Below are 15,076 nucleotides of genomic sequence, written 5' to 3'. Positions count from 1 at the left end.
CGTGTTCGACGTAGCGCTCGGGCTTTATGAGCGGGTTCTGGATCTGCGACAGTTTCTCTGCAGGCAGGGTGGTTGCGTACTGCCAGGCCTTGCGACCCATGCTGTCGTAACCGAAGCAACTTGTCAGCTTGCCTTGGGTGCGATAGATCTCGCGATGGAGATCGTCGCGCTCCATGTCGCTGATCAGTTGGCCATCCAGATTCAACTGGTGCAGGTGGCCGCTGCCGTAATACAGGTGGTTCAGGTGCTGGCCGGTAGGAAGCGTCAGCGTGGTCAGGTTGCTCAGTGGATCGTACTCGTAGGCCAGCGCGCCTTGGGGTGTGGTCTCTTTGACGAGGCGGCCCAGCAGGTCGTAGACAAACTCCAGTTTCTCGGCGGTGACGCCGAGTTTTCTGCCGGTGTCCGTCGGTTTGCGCTCGATTGACAGCAGTCTGTCGCCGTCGTCGTAGGCGTAGTCCTGACGCGCATCGTCGTTGAGTTTGGCCAACAGGCGACCAATCGGGTCGCGCTCCAGATGGGTGCTGCGCCGTGGCTGTTCGCCTTTCTCGCCGTAGCCGATTTCCTCGACCTGTGTCAGGTGTCCGCCGAGGTTGTAGCTGAAACGGCGGGTCAGGTTGTCGATGCGCTTTTCTTCGATCAGACGGTCTGCGTTGTCGTAGTCAAATCGGTAAGTGGCGTCGTTTTCGTTGGTCAGGGCGACGAGGCGAATGGCCTTGTCGTATTCGTAGGTGATGGTTTGCCCTTTGGCATCCTGTCGCCATTTGGGCAGGCCACGGCCATTGCGCAGCAGCTGGGTGGTCTGGCCTTTGCCATCGGTGTGTGTCAGGACCTGGCCCAGCTCGTTGTAGGTGAAGGTCTCGCTGGTGCCATCCGGATGGTTGATGCGCAGCACTTCGCCGTCGGGCTTGCGTTCCAGCGTGGTGGTGTTGTTCAGGGCATCGGTGACGGCCACCAGGTGGTGGCGCTCGTCATAGCGGTAATGCGTGCTTTTGCCCGAGCAGTCCTGAGAGCGCTGTACTTGCGCCAGGTTGTTCCACCACAGGTATTTGGACTTGAGCGTCGGGTCGACGATGGTGTGCGGCAAGCCGTCCTCGCCGTTGAGGTATTCGGTCTTGTGACCCAGTGCGTCGATCTCGGCGACGAGATTGCCTTTGGCGTCGTAGCGGGCTTTCCAGGTACTGCCATCCGGGTAATCGACCTGAGTGATCAGCGTCGTCAGGTGGTGGTACTGGTAGCGAATACTGCGGCCCAGCGGATCGGTCTCCTTGAGCAACCGGGCGAACTCGTCGTACTCAAACGCCAGCTGGTTGCCATCGGGCAGGGTCAGCCCGGTCATGTTGCCGGTGTCGTCGATCTCGATGACGTAGTGATCGCCACTGTAGTCGCGGCTCGAGGTGACGCGATGGTCCTTGTTGTAATGAATCTCCAGCTCGCGGCCCAGTACGTCGGTGACCCAGGTGGTGCGGGCCTCGCGGTCGTAGCGGAAGTGGAAATGCTCGCCGTCGCTGGTCTGGTGTTCGACGACACGCGGCTGGCCGTCGATGATTTCCCAGCGGTACTCGCAGGTCAGGCCCAGTGCGTTGCTGTGGCGGGTCATGACGCCATCGGTGTAACTGAAACGGCGCACGGAATCACCGTTGCGGTTGAACACTTCTGCGAGCTGACCGTTGCTGTCGTAGTGGTATTGGACCAGGGTTTCGACAGCCTCATTGTCGACGATGCGCTTGACCGAGGTCAGGCGTGTCGTCACTTCGTCGTAATGCAGGTGCACGCGGATCCCGCCCGTCGCGCTGATGTCGGTCAGCGTGCCTTGTTCGGTGCGGGTGAAATGCAGGAAGTGACCGAGTGCGTTTTCGATACGATCCAACGGAACCGGTTTGTTGTCGTCAGGCACTTCGCCGAAGTAGAAGAAGATGTTGTCCAGCGTCTGCAGCAGGTAGTGACCACCCTGCGTGCAGACCAGATAGACCTGTTCGTGAGGGTTGTAGATGCGCTGGCCAGGCGCTATGTCCACGAACGGAACGGTGCGGCCCTGGTTATCCGTAAGGTAGAGGAAGCTGCCGCGCTTGCGCAGGCTTTGCTCCCACGGCAGCACCCAGCCTTTGCCGAGCACGCTGTCGACATTCAGATTGCTGGCGTAAAAACGCGACCATTCGATGGGCATCAGGCCCGGCAGGCTGAAGTCGATTTCATCCGGGATCAGCTTGCGGCCAGTCGTGGTGTCGACCGGATTGCCGCTCAGGCCGCCGATGGCACTGCGCATCACAGGCTCAACCACGTAGCGACTGCCCACTTCGCCGGCGACGAAACCTGCGGTGAACTTCATGGCGCAGGGCAGCACTGCTTTCATGCCTGCCTGCGTTCCGGCCTTGAGCAGCTGTGCAATACCACCTGCCGCACCCGCCACGGCCATCAGTACATCGACGGTAGTGCGCAGCCAGCCTGGAATTTCGTCGTCCACTGGCAGATAGCGATACCTGCCGCCGCCGATAAATACGTTGTCGGAGCCGCCGGAGATGGTCGCGCCACAGGTCAGCTTATCGCCTTTGCGCGCCGCCGCCACACTGTTGATGAAGACGTTGGTCGAACCCTCGGCAATCTTGACCGGCCCCGGATGCTTGTCACAGGCACCAATGCTTTTTTCAACATGCGCTGCCTTGCGGTTGTTGATGTATACATTGGGTGATGCCGTGATGATCGTGCCAGAAGGGGAGGAAAACATACTCCCTATCGCCTCTCCTGCGGCGGTGAGCAGGCTACCTCCGACGCCTGCTGCAAGTCCTGCCAGAAGAGCCACGCCGAACCCGCACGTGAAGGTTGCGATCGCTACCGTCGCAATGAGCGCAATACCGAGCACAGCCCCGATCAGGAAGCCCCCCAGGGCGCCGGTATGCGATATTTCGTCACCAAAGCGCGCGGCCTCGAACATGAGCGTTACTCCTGTTCGCTACCGTTGGCTGGAGAGGTATCAGACACGCGAGGCTGGAAACTGGCCAACAAGTTTTCCCAATCCTGGGTCTGCTCGACACTGAAGTCCGTCTGGGACGTGGTCGAGAATACGATCGCGCGCTCAGGCTCGATCAGAAAAGCCGCCTGACGTTGATAGTAAGGACGCCCTTCGGTCATGTAATACGCGTCGATCTGAATACCTTCGAGAGGGGCCACGGTCGATAGCGAAACTGCTTTTCTGTTCAGCAGCGTGTAACCGCGTAGCTTGGACGAAAGCATTTTGACCTGGCGATCAACATAGGTTTTCAGGTGCTCGGAAGGTAGCAGAGTGTCTCTGGAGACCGTAATGCTCAGCGGGGCAGGCAGCGTCGAGCCCATCACGAACATGTTCACTGTGCGGTCCTGAAATCCCTCTGGCAGCTTGATACTGCCTTCGTGCAACTCGTAGTCCATGTGATAAGAATTCCTGAAATCAAAAAAGAAACAATCACTGTGCGGCGAGACCGCCCAGCATGCTATCGAAATCCGCCAGCCAGAGGCTGAGGTCCGGCTTGGTCGGATCGATCAGGCAAGAAATTTCCAACCACTGCAGCACATCCTTTCCGGCAAGCGGAACAAGCGCACCTACCAGTCGTGCGTGTTGTTCTGCGCTGCCTTCTTTGAAGTGGAAATCCAGCGCTTTCGCAGTGCAGCCCACCAGGGTGCAGTCCCGCCGACGAATAATACGGAGTTGAGGGTCGCGCTCACGAAAGGTCTGCACCGAGCTTTCGAAAAGTGCTTCCAGCGCCTCACCCTGCATTACGTCTCTGCGTTTGACAGACAACATGAGCGGCTCGCCTTTGTACTCAAGCGTAACCTGGACATCACGAAACAGGGCACCCTCAGGAAAGGCCAGATTAAAGCCACCAAAATTGAAACTGCTGGGCACGTCCTGCAATGGCGTGATCGGTTCTGGCTCAGGCTCGGGGACAGCTTCAACGACCGGAGCTTCCAGCGCCGCCTTGCGTGCTGCCTCCTCATCCGCAATACGTTTTGCGGAGATACGGTCGTAAAGACTTGTTCGTTCCATGCCCTGCGTTCTCACTTGTTGATATCGACTCGGTCACCTTTGACGAAGGTGCTCTCGCCAAGAACATTGATCACCTTGCCTTTTATCTGGATGCCATCCGGAGTGATCGAGATGCTGCTGTCGCCCACTTTGAGAAGGATGTACTGCTTGGCATCCACCTGAATGAACTGGTTGTCGACCTTTAGCGTAAACGATCCCTGCTGCACGTTCGTCACAGTATCTTTCTGGATGATCTCCGTATTCGTACCGCCAACAGTCACCTTGCGGTTATTGCCCACCTCGTGCTTTTCATCCAGCTCGATCTCGGTGTCCATGTTGCGCTCGGCATGCACAATCACCTGTTCGGCACCGGCCTTGTCTTCAAAGCGGAAGAAGTTGGCCGTACCGCCATCACCCTTGGCCGAACGCGTCAGGAAACCACTCTGGGTCTTGTTGGCAGGCAGCGACCACGGCGGCGTGTTCTGGCTGTTGTACAGACTGCCCATGACAAGCGGACGGTCAGGGTTGCCATCAAGGAAAACGACCACCACCTCGTCACCGACGCGCGGGATCTGAATGCTACCAAAACCGCCACTTGCACCGGATTGAGCGACGCGGACCCAGCAGGAGCTTTTGTCATCAAACTGGCCATAGCGGTCCCAGTGGAACTGCACTTTTACCCTGCCCATTTCGTCGGTGTAGATTTCTTCGCCGGGCGGGCCGACAACGATGGCGGTTTGGGGACCGGAAATGCCTGGCTTGAGCAGATCCATCTGAGGTCGGAATTTGATTTTTTTGCGTACGCTGTAAAATTTATTGGCGTAACCGGCTTGGCTATCCGAGGTGTAATTATTGCTACCTCGATGCTCAATGCTCATTACAAGAAATTGGCGGTCTTCAGCAGAGCCTGCGTCGTGTTCGTAATGCTGGGTTAGCTCGAAAGTGTGGCCAGGTCTCAGGGCACGACAATTACTAAGGCCAACGAAAGTCTTGCCTTTAAGCTCCAGGGCTTCGATACGATTGCGCACCAACATCTCACCATCCGCCGGCGTGCCATGGGTGTACTGACCCATGTAGTCGTACAGCTCGAAAGACGGCACGTCTCCTTGCTGATTGAGGCTGTTCATGGTGACGGGAATACGGTTATTCGGCTGCCGATAGTCAAAGGTTTGCACTGAGATCTTGCTGGGCTGAAACTCGCGAGCAGAGGTCCAGCTTGTGATCGAGTCAGCGGTTTCAGTCACAGATGCTGTATGAAAGCGTATTTGTGGCTGCTCAGGCAGAGGCGTCAGGACGGTCGAGTCGTCCATGATAACGAGCTTATGGCTGTCAGCGGTGTGCTCAAAATAGAAAAACAATCCCTCATGCTCAAGCAACCGTCTGATGAAGTGGCTGTCACTTTCTCTATATTGGGTAATGTAGCTGTGCGGCTTGAGGACCCGGTTGACACGAAATTCGTATTTCGCAAGCCCTTCATAGTGGCTGAAAACCTTGGTAAGCACCTGCTCGACCGTTTGATCCTGATAGATTTGCGAATCGAAACGCTGCTCAAGAAAACCTAACCAGGAGCCAATGTACGCCGAGTATTTTGACATGCCGCCGTCGCTACCATTGGCACCGAAGCCAAAGACATGGCCGTTGATGTAGCGACTGCCTCCGGTAGCGAGCTCGATCTCGACTGTCGCAGACTGCCCGATGGCAGACTTCAGCTTGACGCCTGGATCATCAGAAATCAGGTCTAGCTGAAAGCCGAAATCGCTTGAAAGCCCCTCTTGTCCTACAAATGACTCAAGCAGAAGCTCCTGCCCACCCGAGAGAGCCATTGTGAGCTTGAATAGACGTCTATTTTGCGCCGTAAACAAAGAGGAAAAATCCATTGCTTAATTTACTCCTTAACCGGTAAGTCGTCAGGCGTAGCCTGCTCGTAATGTCTGTTGGAAATCAAGCACCCGACGACCCGCGCAAGGACGCTAACCACTTAAAAAGCCTCCCCAGCCACCAGCGACCGCGAGCTTCACGAATTTCATCAATTTGCATAAACGTATATGCAGCTGGCATATTGTGCTCCTTGGCTCGGAGAGTACGAAGTCCTCTGATGACATGCCGCATGTAGAACAGTATGGTTACACAGCATCCAGTAAGGACAAGCGCCGCAACTACACTGCCAGTGAGCACGCCGAACGCCTGCAGAAAAATACCGGCCGCCAACGTGGTTGCTCCCGCGACCAAGCCAGTTTTATAACTTGTTGAGGGTTGTGAAGGGCTGGCAACACGCGTCTGGATTTTCTGTCCGTCATATTCGAAAGGTTGGAAAGAAGGTTTTTTGCTAGCAATCATAAGATAAGCCAGCAATGTAATGATGGCGGGGGTTAGACTTGTAATGAGAGCTTTAGAACTGTTCTCTCCAAAAAAACTGGAGGTAGAAATATAAGCTACGTTGCAAGCGAGGAATGTAAAAGAACCAATCAGTGTGTTAATAAGCGAGGTCATATAGGTTGTGTACTTTTCACACAGGTACACCAGATATATTGTCCAGGCAAACAGTAAGGTTACGGCTAGAAAGTATACGTGCCAAAAATACGTTAATTTAGATGGGCCAAAGGCTATAAAAAAAACAGTAGTAAAGAATGCTAACCAGCTGCTTTTTCTAAGGCTATCCGAATTAATCATAATGCTATTCTCATAGTTTTAACATGTTCCCGAGGTCTTTGTCCCATCCTTTATTAACGATGAGTGCCTGAACGCCTAGGCCTGCGCCCCATCCAACGAGTAATACTAAAGTCAACGGTGCTGCGCCCAGGGAGGCAGCGGTGAATGCAACGGTAACAAAAGCGCCTCCGGCCATGCCAGCCGCAGCTGAAGCAATATTAGTCGGCTGGCTGTAAACGGACTTATTATAAAATTCTTTCGGTGTGCTGGAGTCTGAGAGGTCAAGAAGTACTTGCGGTCCGACAGCAAGAATACCTCCTGCAGTCTTTCCTCCCAATAGTTTCAGAGCTCCTGTGGCCCCACCTTCATGTAAATGAGCAAGCTGATTCAACGCTGCTTTAGTGTTCTTTAATGGTAGGTGAGCAACTGAGTTGTGAACCTCTCCCAAGATCTTGTAATGCTGTCCTACAGCGGTGATAGGTATCTCAAAGAATAACTTGTTATTTTTAGAGATAATATTGATGCTGCCTTTGAACGTCCTGCTGGCTGACTGGGCACCAGGACTACCCCTGCTGTTTGCCCACTCATGTAGTTTTGCTTTCTGCGAAGACGTCATGTCCAAAAGATCAGTAACCTTTTGAGCCTTGGATGCAGACATCGCAACTCCGGCAGCACTTGCTATCGTTCCTGGTAAATTTCCGCCGGAAAACATTAATGAACCGATCCCCGGAATGTTTGCGGCAGCCTCCTGTAAGGATTGTAGCGCTTCAACTGACACATCAGTTGCATATTTCAAATTTTGAATTAGCTTATATAATAAGAGAGCTTTACTTTTATAGGTGTCTGGGCTCATCTGCTCGTCAGGTGACGATAGTTGGTATACCAAATATAAGGCGGCGTTATAGTCGTTAGTCTCATAGGTACCGGCGAAGGGAGCTAAAGACATATAAAAACTGCTAGCCGATCCGCTGGGGAATGTCTGATGACCTCCGCCCAGAAGACCGGGCTGCCTACGCTCGCACCGCAAGGCTGCAGAGGTAGGCGGGGACAGAAATTTGTTCACACGTGCGTCTCCGTTGTTTCCACACCACGACGGGCGACGAACCGATACGACAAACGAAAGCTCAGGACCTGAAAGAAAAAGACGGGATATTCAGAGTCCTGATACCAGCAGCTATGCTGTGAAGGTTTGGCTTGTTCCATGGTCATATACATATCCTTGAATGTACCTATGGCATCTACCACTACGGAATTCGGGCTAGGGGGTGGAAGCTGAAGCCTTCAGCCAGCCCGCAAAATATTTCTTTTCCAAGCATTTTTCTACGGCTGACGCCGACTCGAGAAATGTTAGCTTTCCGAAAAGCTCGTAGGATCCGTACTACCGACGTCCCGGATATGCTGAAGTCCTTACAAACCCGCAGGCTTCTAAGGCTTCTATCAAGCTAGGCGTTAGGACAATCCGGAAATGCGAAAGTGCCACCAGCCGTGCAGAAAATTAGCATTTCTCTTCAGGCCATTGCAGTCCTTTGCAGAACTAAAGGAAGAACCGGATGGCTCCATACGTCGCCTTGCAGGAAGGATTCGCCATTGTCGGGCATGCTGACGAGGGTCTGAAGCCCGAGGACCCAACCCTATCGATGGTCCGGCATACATAATCCAAGAGTGTATCGATCGTGTAGCTTAGCAACCGGCCAAGGTGCAAGAGCAGCTCGCTGCTCCCTACTGGTGTGTAGACAGGTCAAGACAAGCCTCCTGGGCGGCACCGCATCGCGCAGTGCTAGGCTCTGTAAGTAAGTGGCTGCGCTCGGTGATGCTGCGTTAAAAACAGGCTCGGAATGCTCATTTACAACACGTAGACTCCGCTTCCTCGCCTGTTTTTGCCTTGCCTGATCTTCGCTCGCCGACTTTTCGTACAAAACCTAAGCTTCAGGAGGAGATTTTGAACAAACAGTTTGCGAATTGGTTGGCGCGTAATGAGCCTGAGTTGCGATTTGAGGAGCGTACGGCTTTAAAAAAGCTCAGGATTCTAAGCATGATGCTTAGGACAAGAAGAGTCCATCAGAGCCGAACTCCAAGAAAATTTAGCGCCACAAGCGTGAAAGGATACTAGAGAACATCTGGAAGGATGCTTCATTTCTAACCCACCTTCCAGAAGCAGGTCTATATCCACCCGAGACGAAGTGTAAAGTTCTAAACCGTCGGAATACAGGCTTATTACTCACGTATCTCTTAAAGGAGTAAGATCATAGATTTGCATAACCCTCTAGGCATTGTCTCCGATTATGAAATAAGGCTGCTCAATTCTACCAAAGGTTACGTTATTGAGTTCGCTCCGACGAGCGAGCTAAGAGTCTGGTTAAATGCTCTGCCAGAGCAATGCAGTATGTGGCGCCTTATCGTAGGAGCTGGACTCCAGCTGTAAGAATTAGGATAATAGGGAGCTAAAAATGAACATAAATAAAATCGAATTTTCAGCAAAAGTTTTGGAAGAGAAACTTAAAGGAATATGCTGTAAAGGATAATGAGGCTTCACGTCTCTATGAAGATTTAAGGCCGTTGTTGGAACTGGCAAAATCAAGACGTATTCTATCACCAATACAATGGGGGAAAATCCCGGGGCGCTATCGCTTTACCGAGAATGGGCTTCAAGAATACAGCGATTTAGAGGAAGCATATGCTGTATTTTCAATTGAGATTACGGGCGGGGAACCTCCGTTTCTAAAGATGCTTCGTACAGAGAGAAATCAAAAATAGCTTTATTGAACAAAGTGGCAATAGAATGTATGCTGCATATTAGTTGGCGATAGTTAAATTTCATCGACATGTTCTATTGAATATGTTCAAAGCTCCGGAGTGTAGGTTACGAAACTGTCCACCCCGAGGGGGCGTAAGCCACGATCCAACGACTCTCGAATGAAAATTTTAGATGAGTTGGCGATAGACCAAACGTCATTTTTACTTGTCATTTTCGGTTAATAATGACTTGGTTGGCTATGAAGAATATTATGAAATAGTCCAAAGTGGCTTCGAGCTTTTTCAAAAAACTTCTGAAGTTGAGCTCGTTTTCGTCATAAAATTTAGACTCAGAGAGTTGGGTGATTTGCTTACTGTGCAGCCCAGTTAAAATAGGGGGCTACAAGTTAGGGAAGCAGACCCAAAGTAATTGCTCCACGAGCATGAAACTGGTGGCAGCTCAGTGTGAATGTGCGCCCGCAGGCTAATGCTCAAGGTTTATCTGAACTTCTCCGCTTATGGGAAAACGCACTTATAGAGGGCAGACCTCCCTCAAAGCGTTCTTGACAGGATAGCCGACGGAGCGGTATAAATGGGCAAGGGTTTTTAGGACCGTAGCAAATACATCCTTCTTAGGAATTGCTTGAATAACGATGTAAGGAACGTCTGTAAAGAATATTTCATTTCTAAACTACGTGTCTCTGAAAAAAGGCCCATGATAAATCTACATACCCCGTTAAACATCGTTACTGACTATGCTGAGCGGTATAGAAGCTTTAGGCCTGCGCCTACTTCTAGAGTATCTACCTCAAGTGGAAGATCTTCAGGGGTTGATAGTCCCACAGACTCCTCCTTGGTTCCGGACTGGCTAGCATCTAGAGTACCTACGCTAACAGCCTCTCAGGCACTTGACCGATCAAAAGGCGCACTTCTTGGTCTTGCTATTGGTGATGCAGTCGGTACAACTCTGGAGTTTACTAGTCGCGATTCTAACACTGTGACAGACATGCAAGGCGGGGGGCCATTTAGACTCAACGCGGGTGAGTGGACAGATGATACCAGCCTAGCTCTTTGCTTGGCTGACTGTTACCTTGCGAATGGAAAACTGGATTACGCAGACTATTTGAATCGGCTGTGCCGCTGGTATAAAAAAGGGGAAAATAGCGTCAACGGTGTTTGCTTTGATATTGGTAATGCGACACGCAACGCACTTGAAGGTTGGCTAAAGGAAGGATTGAGTTGGAACGGTAACTGGGAGCCTAGTACCGCAGGCAACGGCTCAATAATCAGATTAGCACCGACAGCTATTTTTCGGCGAAACTCTCTGATCACTACATGGATGGAAAGTCAAACGCAAAGCAGAACTACACACTGTGCGGTTGAGGTGATTAGTTGTTGTGAACTTCTAGGGGCAAAATTACACCTCGCTCTAAATGGGGCCAATAAGCAGGAGATTTTTTCTCCCATGATCGGCCCATTCCAGCCTCGGGTAATGATCATCAACGCCGGTGAATATAAAGAAAAAACTAGAGACCAGATCCGCTCCTCAGGTTATGTTATCGACACGCTGGAAGCAGCCCTGTGGGCCGTATGGCATACCGACAACTTCAAAGATGCTATTCTGCTAGCCGCTAATCTCGCCAATGATGCTGACAGTGTAGCAGCTACCGCTGGACAAATTGCCGGTGCATTGTATGGTGTGTCGGGTATGCCAGATGAGTGGGTAAAAAAAGTCGCTTGGTCGGATCATATTCAAGATTTAGCTCGGCAGTTGTTTGAGCGCGCACCAAGTTAAAATGCATTTTCGGCGCTGTCGTGGAAGTGTGCAATCCTTTAAAGGTCTATCGCTGATAGCGCCAAAATACAGTTTCTTGATTGTTTATAATATAGATATTTATATGAATTTTTCGTAAGAAAAGTCAGAGGTACAAATGTTTGCTGCGTGATAATGACGTTTTGTCATAATTACGATATTACGATCTGTTTCGCGGATGAGAAAAGTGAGCTTGCTCTGGAATTTGGCTCAAAATTCAGGTCTGATCGGACCAAGTGCATATGGATCAGAACGTGTCAATTCGTGACTACCCAAATAAGTTGGTGCAACCCCCTTCAACCCAAGGACAGTGATGTATAAATGAACTTATTAGCCAACACTCCTAGCTGGGATGGCATCGAGCGGAACCTCGATGATGAACCTAACAAGCTGATTCAAGCTAAGAGAGGTTTTTGTGGGTAACGTCGCGCCGACGGAAAGTGGCCAGGTCTGGCGATGCTGTTCAGAGCATAGTAAATAATCGTAGTGAATGGTTTATGCCCAGACTAATCAGTACGATAGAACTAGGAGTAACATTGGCATGAATGTTAAGGCTTTGAAAGTGGCAGCTACAACGCTCCGCGACAAACTTGAATTTTATATACATCGCGACCCTGATGCTTCAATATTATTGTTGAACCTTGATATGCTACTCTGTCGAGCAGAGCAAGGCGAAATAACAGAAATGGTTGAGCCACGAGATATTCCAGGATACAAGCTTTTTACCGGAACGAACTTACAAGCTTATGGGGATTTGGAAAAGGCCTACGCTGATTTTTGTCTTGAACTTACAGAGGTGCGCGAAACAGATGCGTATAAGATGTTGGCGGCCAAGATGGCTAAGCGTCGAAAGTCTCTTTAATAGAGGGTAGTGCAGCGTACTTTGTTTCGAGGCTGAAACGGTAAAGCGAAGACGTTTCATCTCCTTTCGATAATCCCTAGTCAAACGCCTGGAAAGCAAATGACTTCCAGTCCAAAAAATCGCTTAAATTAATTGGCACGGGTGAGTGATGAAATTTAATACTGCTATAGGGTTTATAGATTATGCTATCGATCTGACTAGAGAGCGGATAAAACGCAATCCTTCATTTCCTGTTTATGCCACAGTTATAAACCAGCTATTATACATAAAAGCTGTTTTTGATGGTGTTGAGAAGGATAAATCTAGACTTCATAAGCTTTCCATTGGAGCTCTTGCGGCGAAAGAGTTTGAAGATACTGATTACGAGTTGGCACGAGCATTAATGGATGTTTATTACATAGCAAATCAATCAGCGAACGGACTGAAAGTTAAGCTTCCCGAAGGGTTGTGGCGTCCTTGAGAAATAAATTTTATTACGCTTGCCAAGAGCGAAAGAAGTTGCAATTTTCGCTCTTGAGGCCGGTCGCAGATGTCTGCTTTCCTTCGTCCCTCCGTCGATACAGCTGCTGCCAAAGTCATTATTATGGATGCTGAATATCTTAGGCAAAAAACGCAAAAGCTGCGTGAGGTGATTGAAGATTTGAGAAATTCAGATCCCGTTGTTGAAAAGCTTCGAGTTGAGATCGAACCACTGATGAAGCTGGCCGAATCTGGCATGATAACAGTTAAGTTGCAGTGGCGAGACATTCCGGGGCGTTACCTATTTACCGAAGAGGGCTTGCAACAATATTCTCATCTTGAGCATGCGTTCGCAGAGTTCAGGGTTGAACTGACTGGTGGGGAGACTCCTTTACTACGTAAACTGAAAAGGGAAATGGGTAAGAAATGAAGTGAGTGTCACAGTCAGTGAGCCTTTGCTCTGTGTGGCGCACATGTCTTGCGATTCTAATGCTGCATGACCTGCTTTCTGAGATATATAGCATGTGCTCCGTTGGAAATTAGCTAATGCCCTACTGCAATTGTCATGTTTGGAGTGTAGTAGTCAAGCGTGGCTAATAGTCCGCGGCCAGGAAGTCGTTACAATAGACACTTAGAGGTGACATAGATATGGATGTTAAAGCCTTGAGAGTGGCTGCCATAACGCTTCGCGAAAAACTTGAAATTTATAAGCGTTGCGACCCTGATGCTTCAATATTGTTTTTGCAACTTGAGGGTTTACTTTCTCGAGCAGAGCAAGGCCAAATTACTGAAATGGTTGAGCCACGAGATATTCCAGGTTACAAGCTTTTCACTGAGACACGTTTACAGTCATATAAAGATCTGGAGGCTGCGTACACAGATTTCTATATGGAACTCATAGAGGGGCGCGAAACGGAAGCTTACAAAATGTTGGCGGCCAAGATGGCTAAGGACTGAAAATCTTATCAGAGAGGTATCTTCTGTGCGTTAGTTTTGCGATTAGCTCAAATTAATATTTCGAGAGATAATATGGTTTTTAAAGATGGTTTCGTAAATCGCGATCTCATGTTCTCCTTGGGCATAGAAGAAACCTCCGGCCGTTTTTATTTATCATTCCCGGTGAGCAATGGCTTGGTCGATTACGAGGAGTACTACGAAATCGACAAAGCCAGCTTTGATCTTTTCCACACAGATCTCATTGCTGCAGATGCTTTCGCCACGACATGCCGCAGGAGAGAGCGGGATGATCTTTTGATCCAGAAGCCAGACGCAAAGCGGGGAGCGGCTATTTGGCCGTTAACAAGCGGTATAGACTCGGGCATCAGGTAGCAGCTTCCATACTGCTCTGCACCTTGAAAGATTATCCTGGAAGGACCCATGATCGACTTGAGAAGCCCCAACGACATTCTCGACCACTATGTTGAGCGCTACGATCACCTGCTGCCCGCACCTTCCGCGCAGCTAACTCAACGCATGGATTACATGCTGAAGCCTGATGCACCCAGGCTGCCGAGGGGCAAGCCCGATTGGATAGCATCACGGACGTGTACCCTCAGCGAAGAACAGGCGCTGGACCGTGCGAAGGGGGGCTTGCTCGGCCTGGCCATTGGCGACGCAGTGGGCACAACACTGGAATTTTTGCCTCGTGATCGTAGTCACGTCCATGACATGGTGGGCGGCGGTCCTTTTAAGCTCAATCCCGGTGAGTGGACCGATGACACAAGCATGGCTCTCTGCCTCGCAGACACTTATCTTGCGAAGGGCAATTTCGACCTTATCGATTACGCAGAGAGAATGGGCCGCTGGTACATAAATGGCGAAAACAGCCACAACGGTAAGTGTTTTGATATCGGCAATGCCACTCGAACTGCGATCGAAGAAAGACTGAAGAATGGCGGTCTTTGGTATGGAAATGCTGCTCCATCCACCGCTGGTAACGGCTCAATAATTCGCTTGGCCCCAACTGCGATATTTTGTCGACATTCGCTCTCAGCTACTTGGCGTGATAGTGCCGCCCAAAGTCAATGCACGCATCGAGCACTAGAGGCCATCAGTTGTTGCAGACTGCTCGGCGCCCAGTTGCATCTGGCCCTTAATGGAGCAGACAAAGAAGAGACCCTTTCTCCGATGATTCGGCCATTACGACCGCGAGCTTTGATCATCAACGCAGGCGAATACAAAGAAAAAACCCGCGACCAGATCCGCTCCTCCGGCTATGTCATCGACACACTCGAAGCAGCTCTGTGGGCTGTATGGAATACCGACAATTTCAAAGACGCCATCCTGCTGGCTGCCAATCTGGCTGATGATGCCGACAGCGTAGCCGCCACTGCCGGACAAATCGCCGGCGCTTTGTATGGGGTGTCGGGTATGCCGGAGGAATGGGTCAAGAACGTTGCATGGTCCGAGCATATTCAGGGGCTGGCCCAACAGTTGTTCGAGCGTGCGCCGCCGCAGGACCCTTTGGACGAGTCTATCGGCGGCTGATAGGGAAACGCGCGTACTTTATCTGAGATCAGCCCGCGATCCCTGGATTTTTATAGCGTCACAAGGAATCTGACCC

13 protein-coding genes are annotated in these 15,076 nt (G+C 50.7%); 7 read left to right on the top strand and 6 right to left on the bottom strand.

Annotation, left to right across the window (positions count from 1 at the left end; translation table 11 throughout):
- From RYA97_RS14210 to RYA97_RS14185, 6 genes are all read right to left on the bottom strand, one after another.
- Positions 1 to 2,929: DUF6531 domain-containing protein (locus RYA97_RS14210; RefSeq protein WP_316892533.1), on the bottom strand; the 2,929-nt coding region annotated here is incomplete at its 3' end.
- A 5-nt stretch (positions 2,930 to 2,934) separates the two neighbouring features.
- Entirely contained in the window at positions 2,935 to 3,402 is a 468-nt protein-coding gene (locus tag RYA97_RS14205; RefSeq protein WP_003434883.1) for a DcrB-related protein, read from the bottom strand.
- Positions 3,403 to 3,436: 34 nt separating this feature from the next.
- The gene (locus RYA97_RS14200) at positions 3,437 to 4,018 is read right to left on the bottom strand and encodes a DcrB-related protein (protein WP_003420357.1); all 582 of its coding nucleotides are present in this window, start codon (positions 4,016 to 4,018) and stop codon (positions 3,437 to 3,439) included.
- A gap of 11 nt (positions 4,019 to 4,029) precedes the next feature.
- A complete protein-coding gene (gene tssI, locus RYA97_RS14195; RefSeq protein WP_117140771.1) occupies positions 4,030 to 5,874 on the bottom strand; it encodes a type VI secretion system tip protein TssI/VgrG in 1,845 nt (614 codons plus the stop codon).
- Between the two features lie 64 nt (positions 5,875 to 5,938).
- Positions 5,939 to 6,667, bottom strand: a complete 729-nt coding sequence (locus RYA97_RS14190; RefSeq protein WP_044295112.1) for a membrane protein — start codon at positions 6,665 to 6,667, stop codon at positions 5,939 to 5,941.
- A 10-nt stretch (positions 6,668 to 6,677) separates the two neighbouring features.
- Positions 6,678 to 7,592: a DUF5118 domain-containing protein gene (locus RYA97_RS14185; protein WP_016982580.1), complete on the bottom strand. Its 915-nt coding sequence runs from the start codon at positions 7,590 to 7,592 to the stop codon at positions 6,678 to 6,680.
- Between the two features lie 2,502 nt (positions 7,593 to 10,094).
- Here RYA97_RS14185 and tri1 (RYA97_RS14180) point away from each other — a divergent pair.
- From tri1 (RYA97_RS14180) to tri1 (RYA97_RS14150), 7 genes are all read left to right on the top strand, one after another.
- Entirely contained in the window at positions 10,095 to 11,174 is a 1,080-nt protein-coding gene (tri1, locus tag RYA97_RS14180; RefSeq protein ID WP_032638533.1) for an ADP-ribosylarginine hydrolase Tri1, read from the top strand.
- A gap of 559 nt (positions 11,175 to 11,733) precedes the next feature.
- On the top strand, positions 11,734 to 12,054 hold the full coding sequence (locus tag RYA97_RS14175) for a hypothetical protein (RefSeq protein ID WP_117140086.1): 321 nt from the start codon (positions 11,734 to 11,736) through the stop codon (positions 12,052 to 12,054).
- 148 nt (positions 12,055 to 12,202) lie between these two features.
- Complete coding sequence (locus tag RYA97_RS14170; RefSeq protein ID WP_080900624.1) at positions 12,203 to 12,514, top strand: immunity protein Tsi6 family protein; 312 nt, start codon at positions 12,203 to 12,205, stop codon at positions 12,512 to 12,514.
- A 123-nt stretch (positions 12,515 to 12,637) separates the two neighbouring features.
- Positions 12,638 to 12,943: a hypothetical protein gene (locus RYA97_RS14165; protein WP_029241073.1), complete on the top strand. Its 306-nt coding sequence runs from the start codon at positions 12,638 to 12,640 to the stop codon at positions 12,941 to 12,943.
- A gap of 218 nt (positions 12,944 to 13,161) precedes the next feature.
- Positions 13,162 to 13,470: a hypothetical protein gene (locus tag RYA97_RS14160; RefSeq protein ID WP_016982575.1), complete on the top strand. Its 309-nt coding sequence runs from the start codon at positions 13,162 to 13,164 to the stop codon at positions 13,468 to 13,470.
- Between the two features lie 72 nt (positions 13,471 to 13,542).
- Positions 13,543 to 13,842: a hypothetical protein gene (locus tag RYA97_RS14155; RefSeq protein ID WP_016982574.1), complete on the top strand. Its 300-nt coding sequence runs from the start codon at positions 13,543 to 13,545 to the stop codon at positions 13,840 to 13,842.
- Between the two features lie 48 nt (positions 13,843 to 13,890).
- On the top strand, positions 13,891 to 15,000 hold the full coding sequence (gene tri1 / locus RYA97_RS14150) for an ADP-ribosylarginine hydrolase Tri1 (RefSeq protein WP_016982573.1): 1,110 nt from the start codon (positions 13,891 to 13,893) through the stop codon (positions 14,998 to 15,000).
- Positions 15,001 to 15,076 lie beyond the last annotated feature (76 nt).

The sequence above is a fragment of the Pseudomonas syringae group sp. 26L6 genome (assembly GCF_032587815.1).
Taxonomy (GTDB): domain Bacteria; phylum Pseudomonadota; class Gammaproteobacteria; order Pseudomonadales; family Pseudomonadaceae; genus Aquipseudomonas; species Aquipseudomonas amygdali.
Note: the sequence above shows the minus strand (reverse complement) of the source record. Positions and strands in the feature narration are given on the sequence as shown.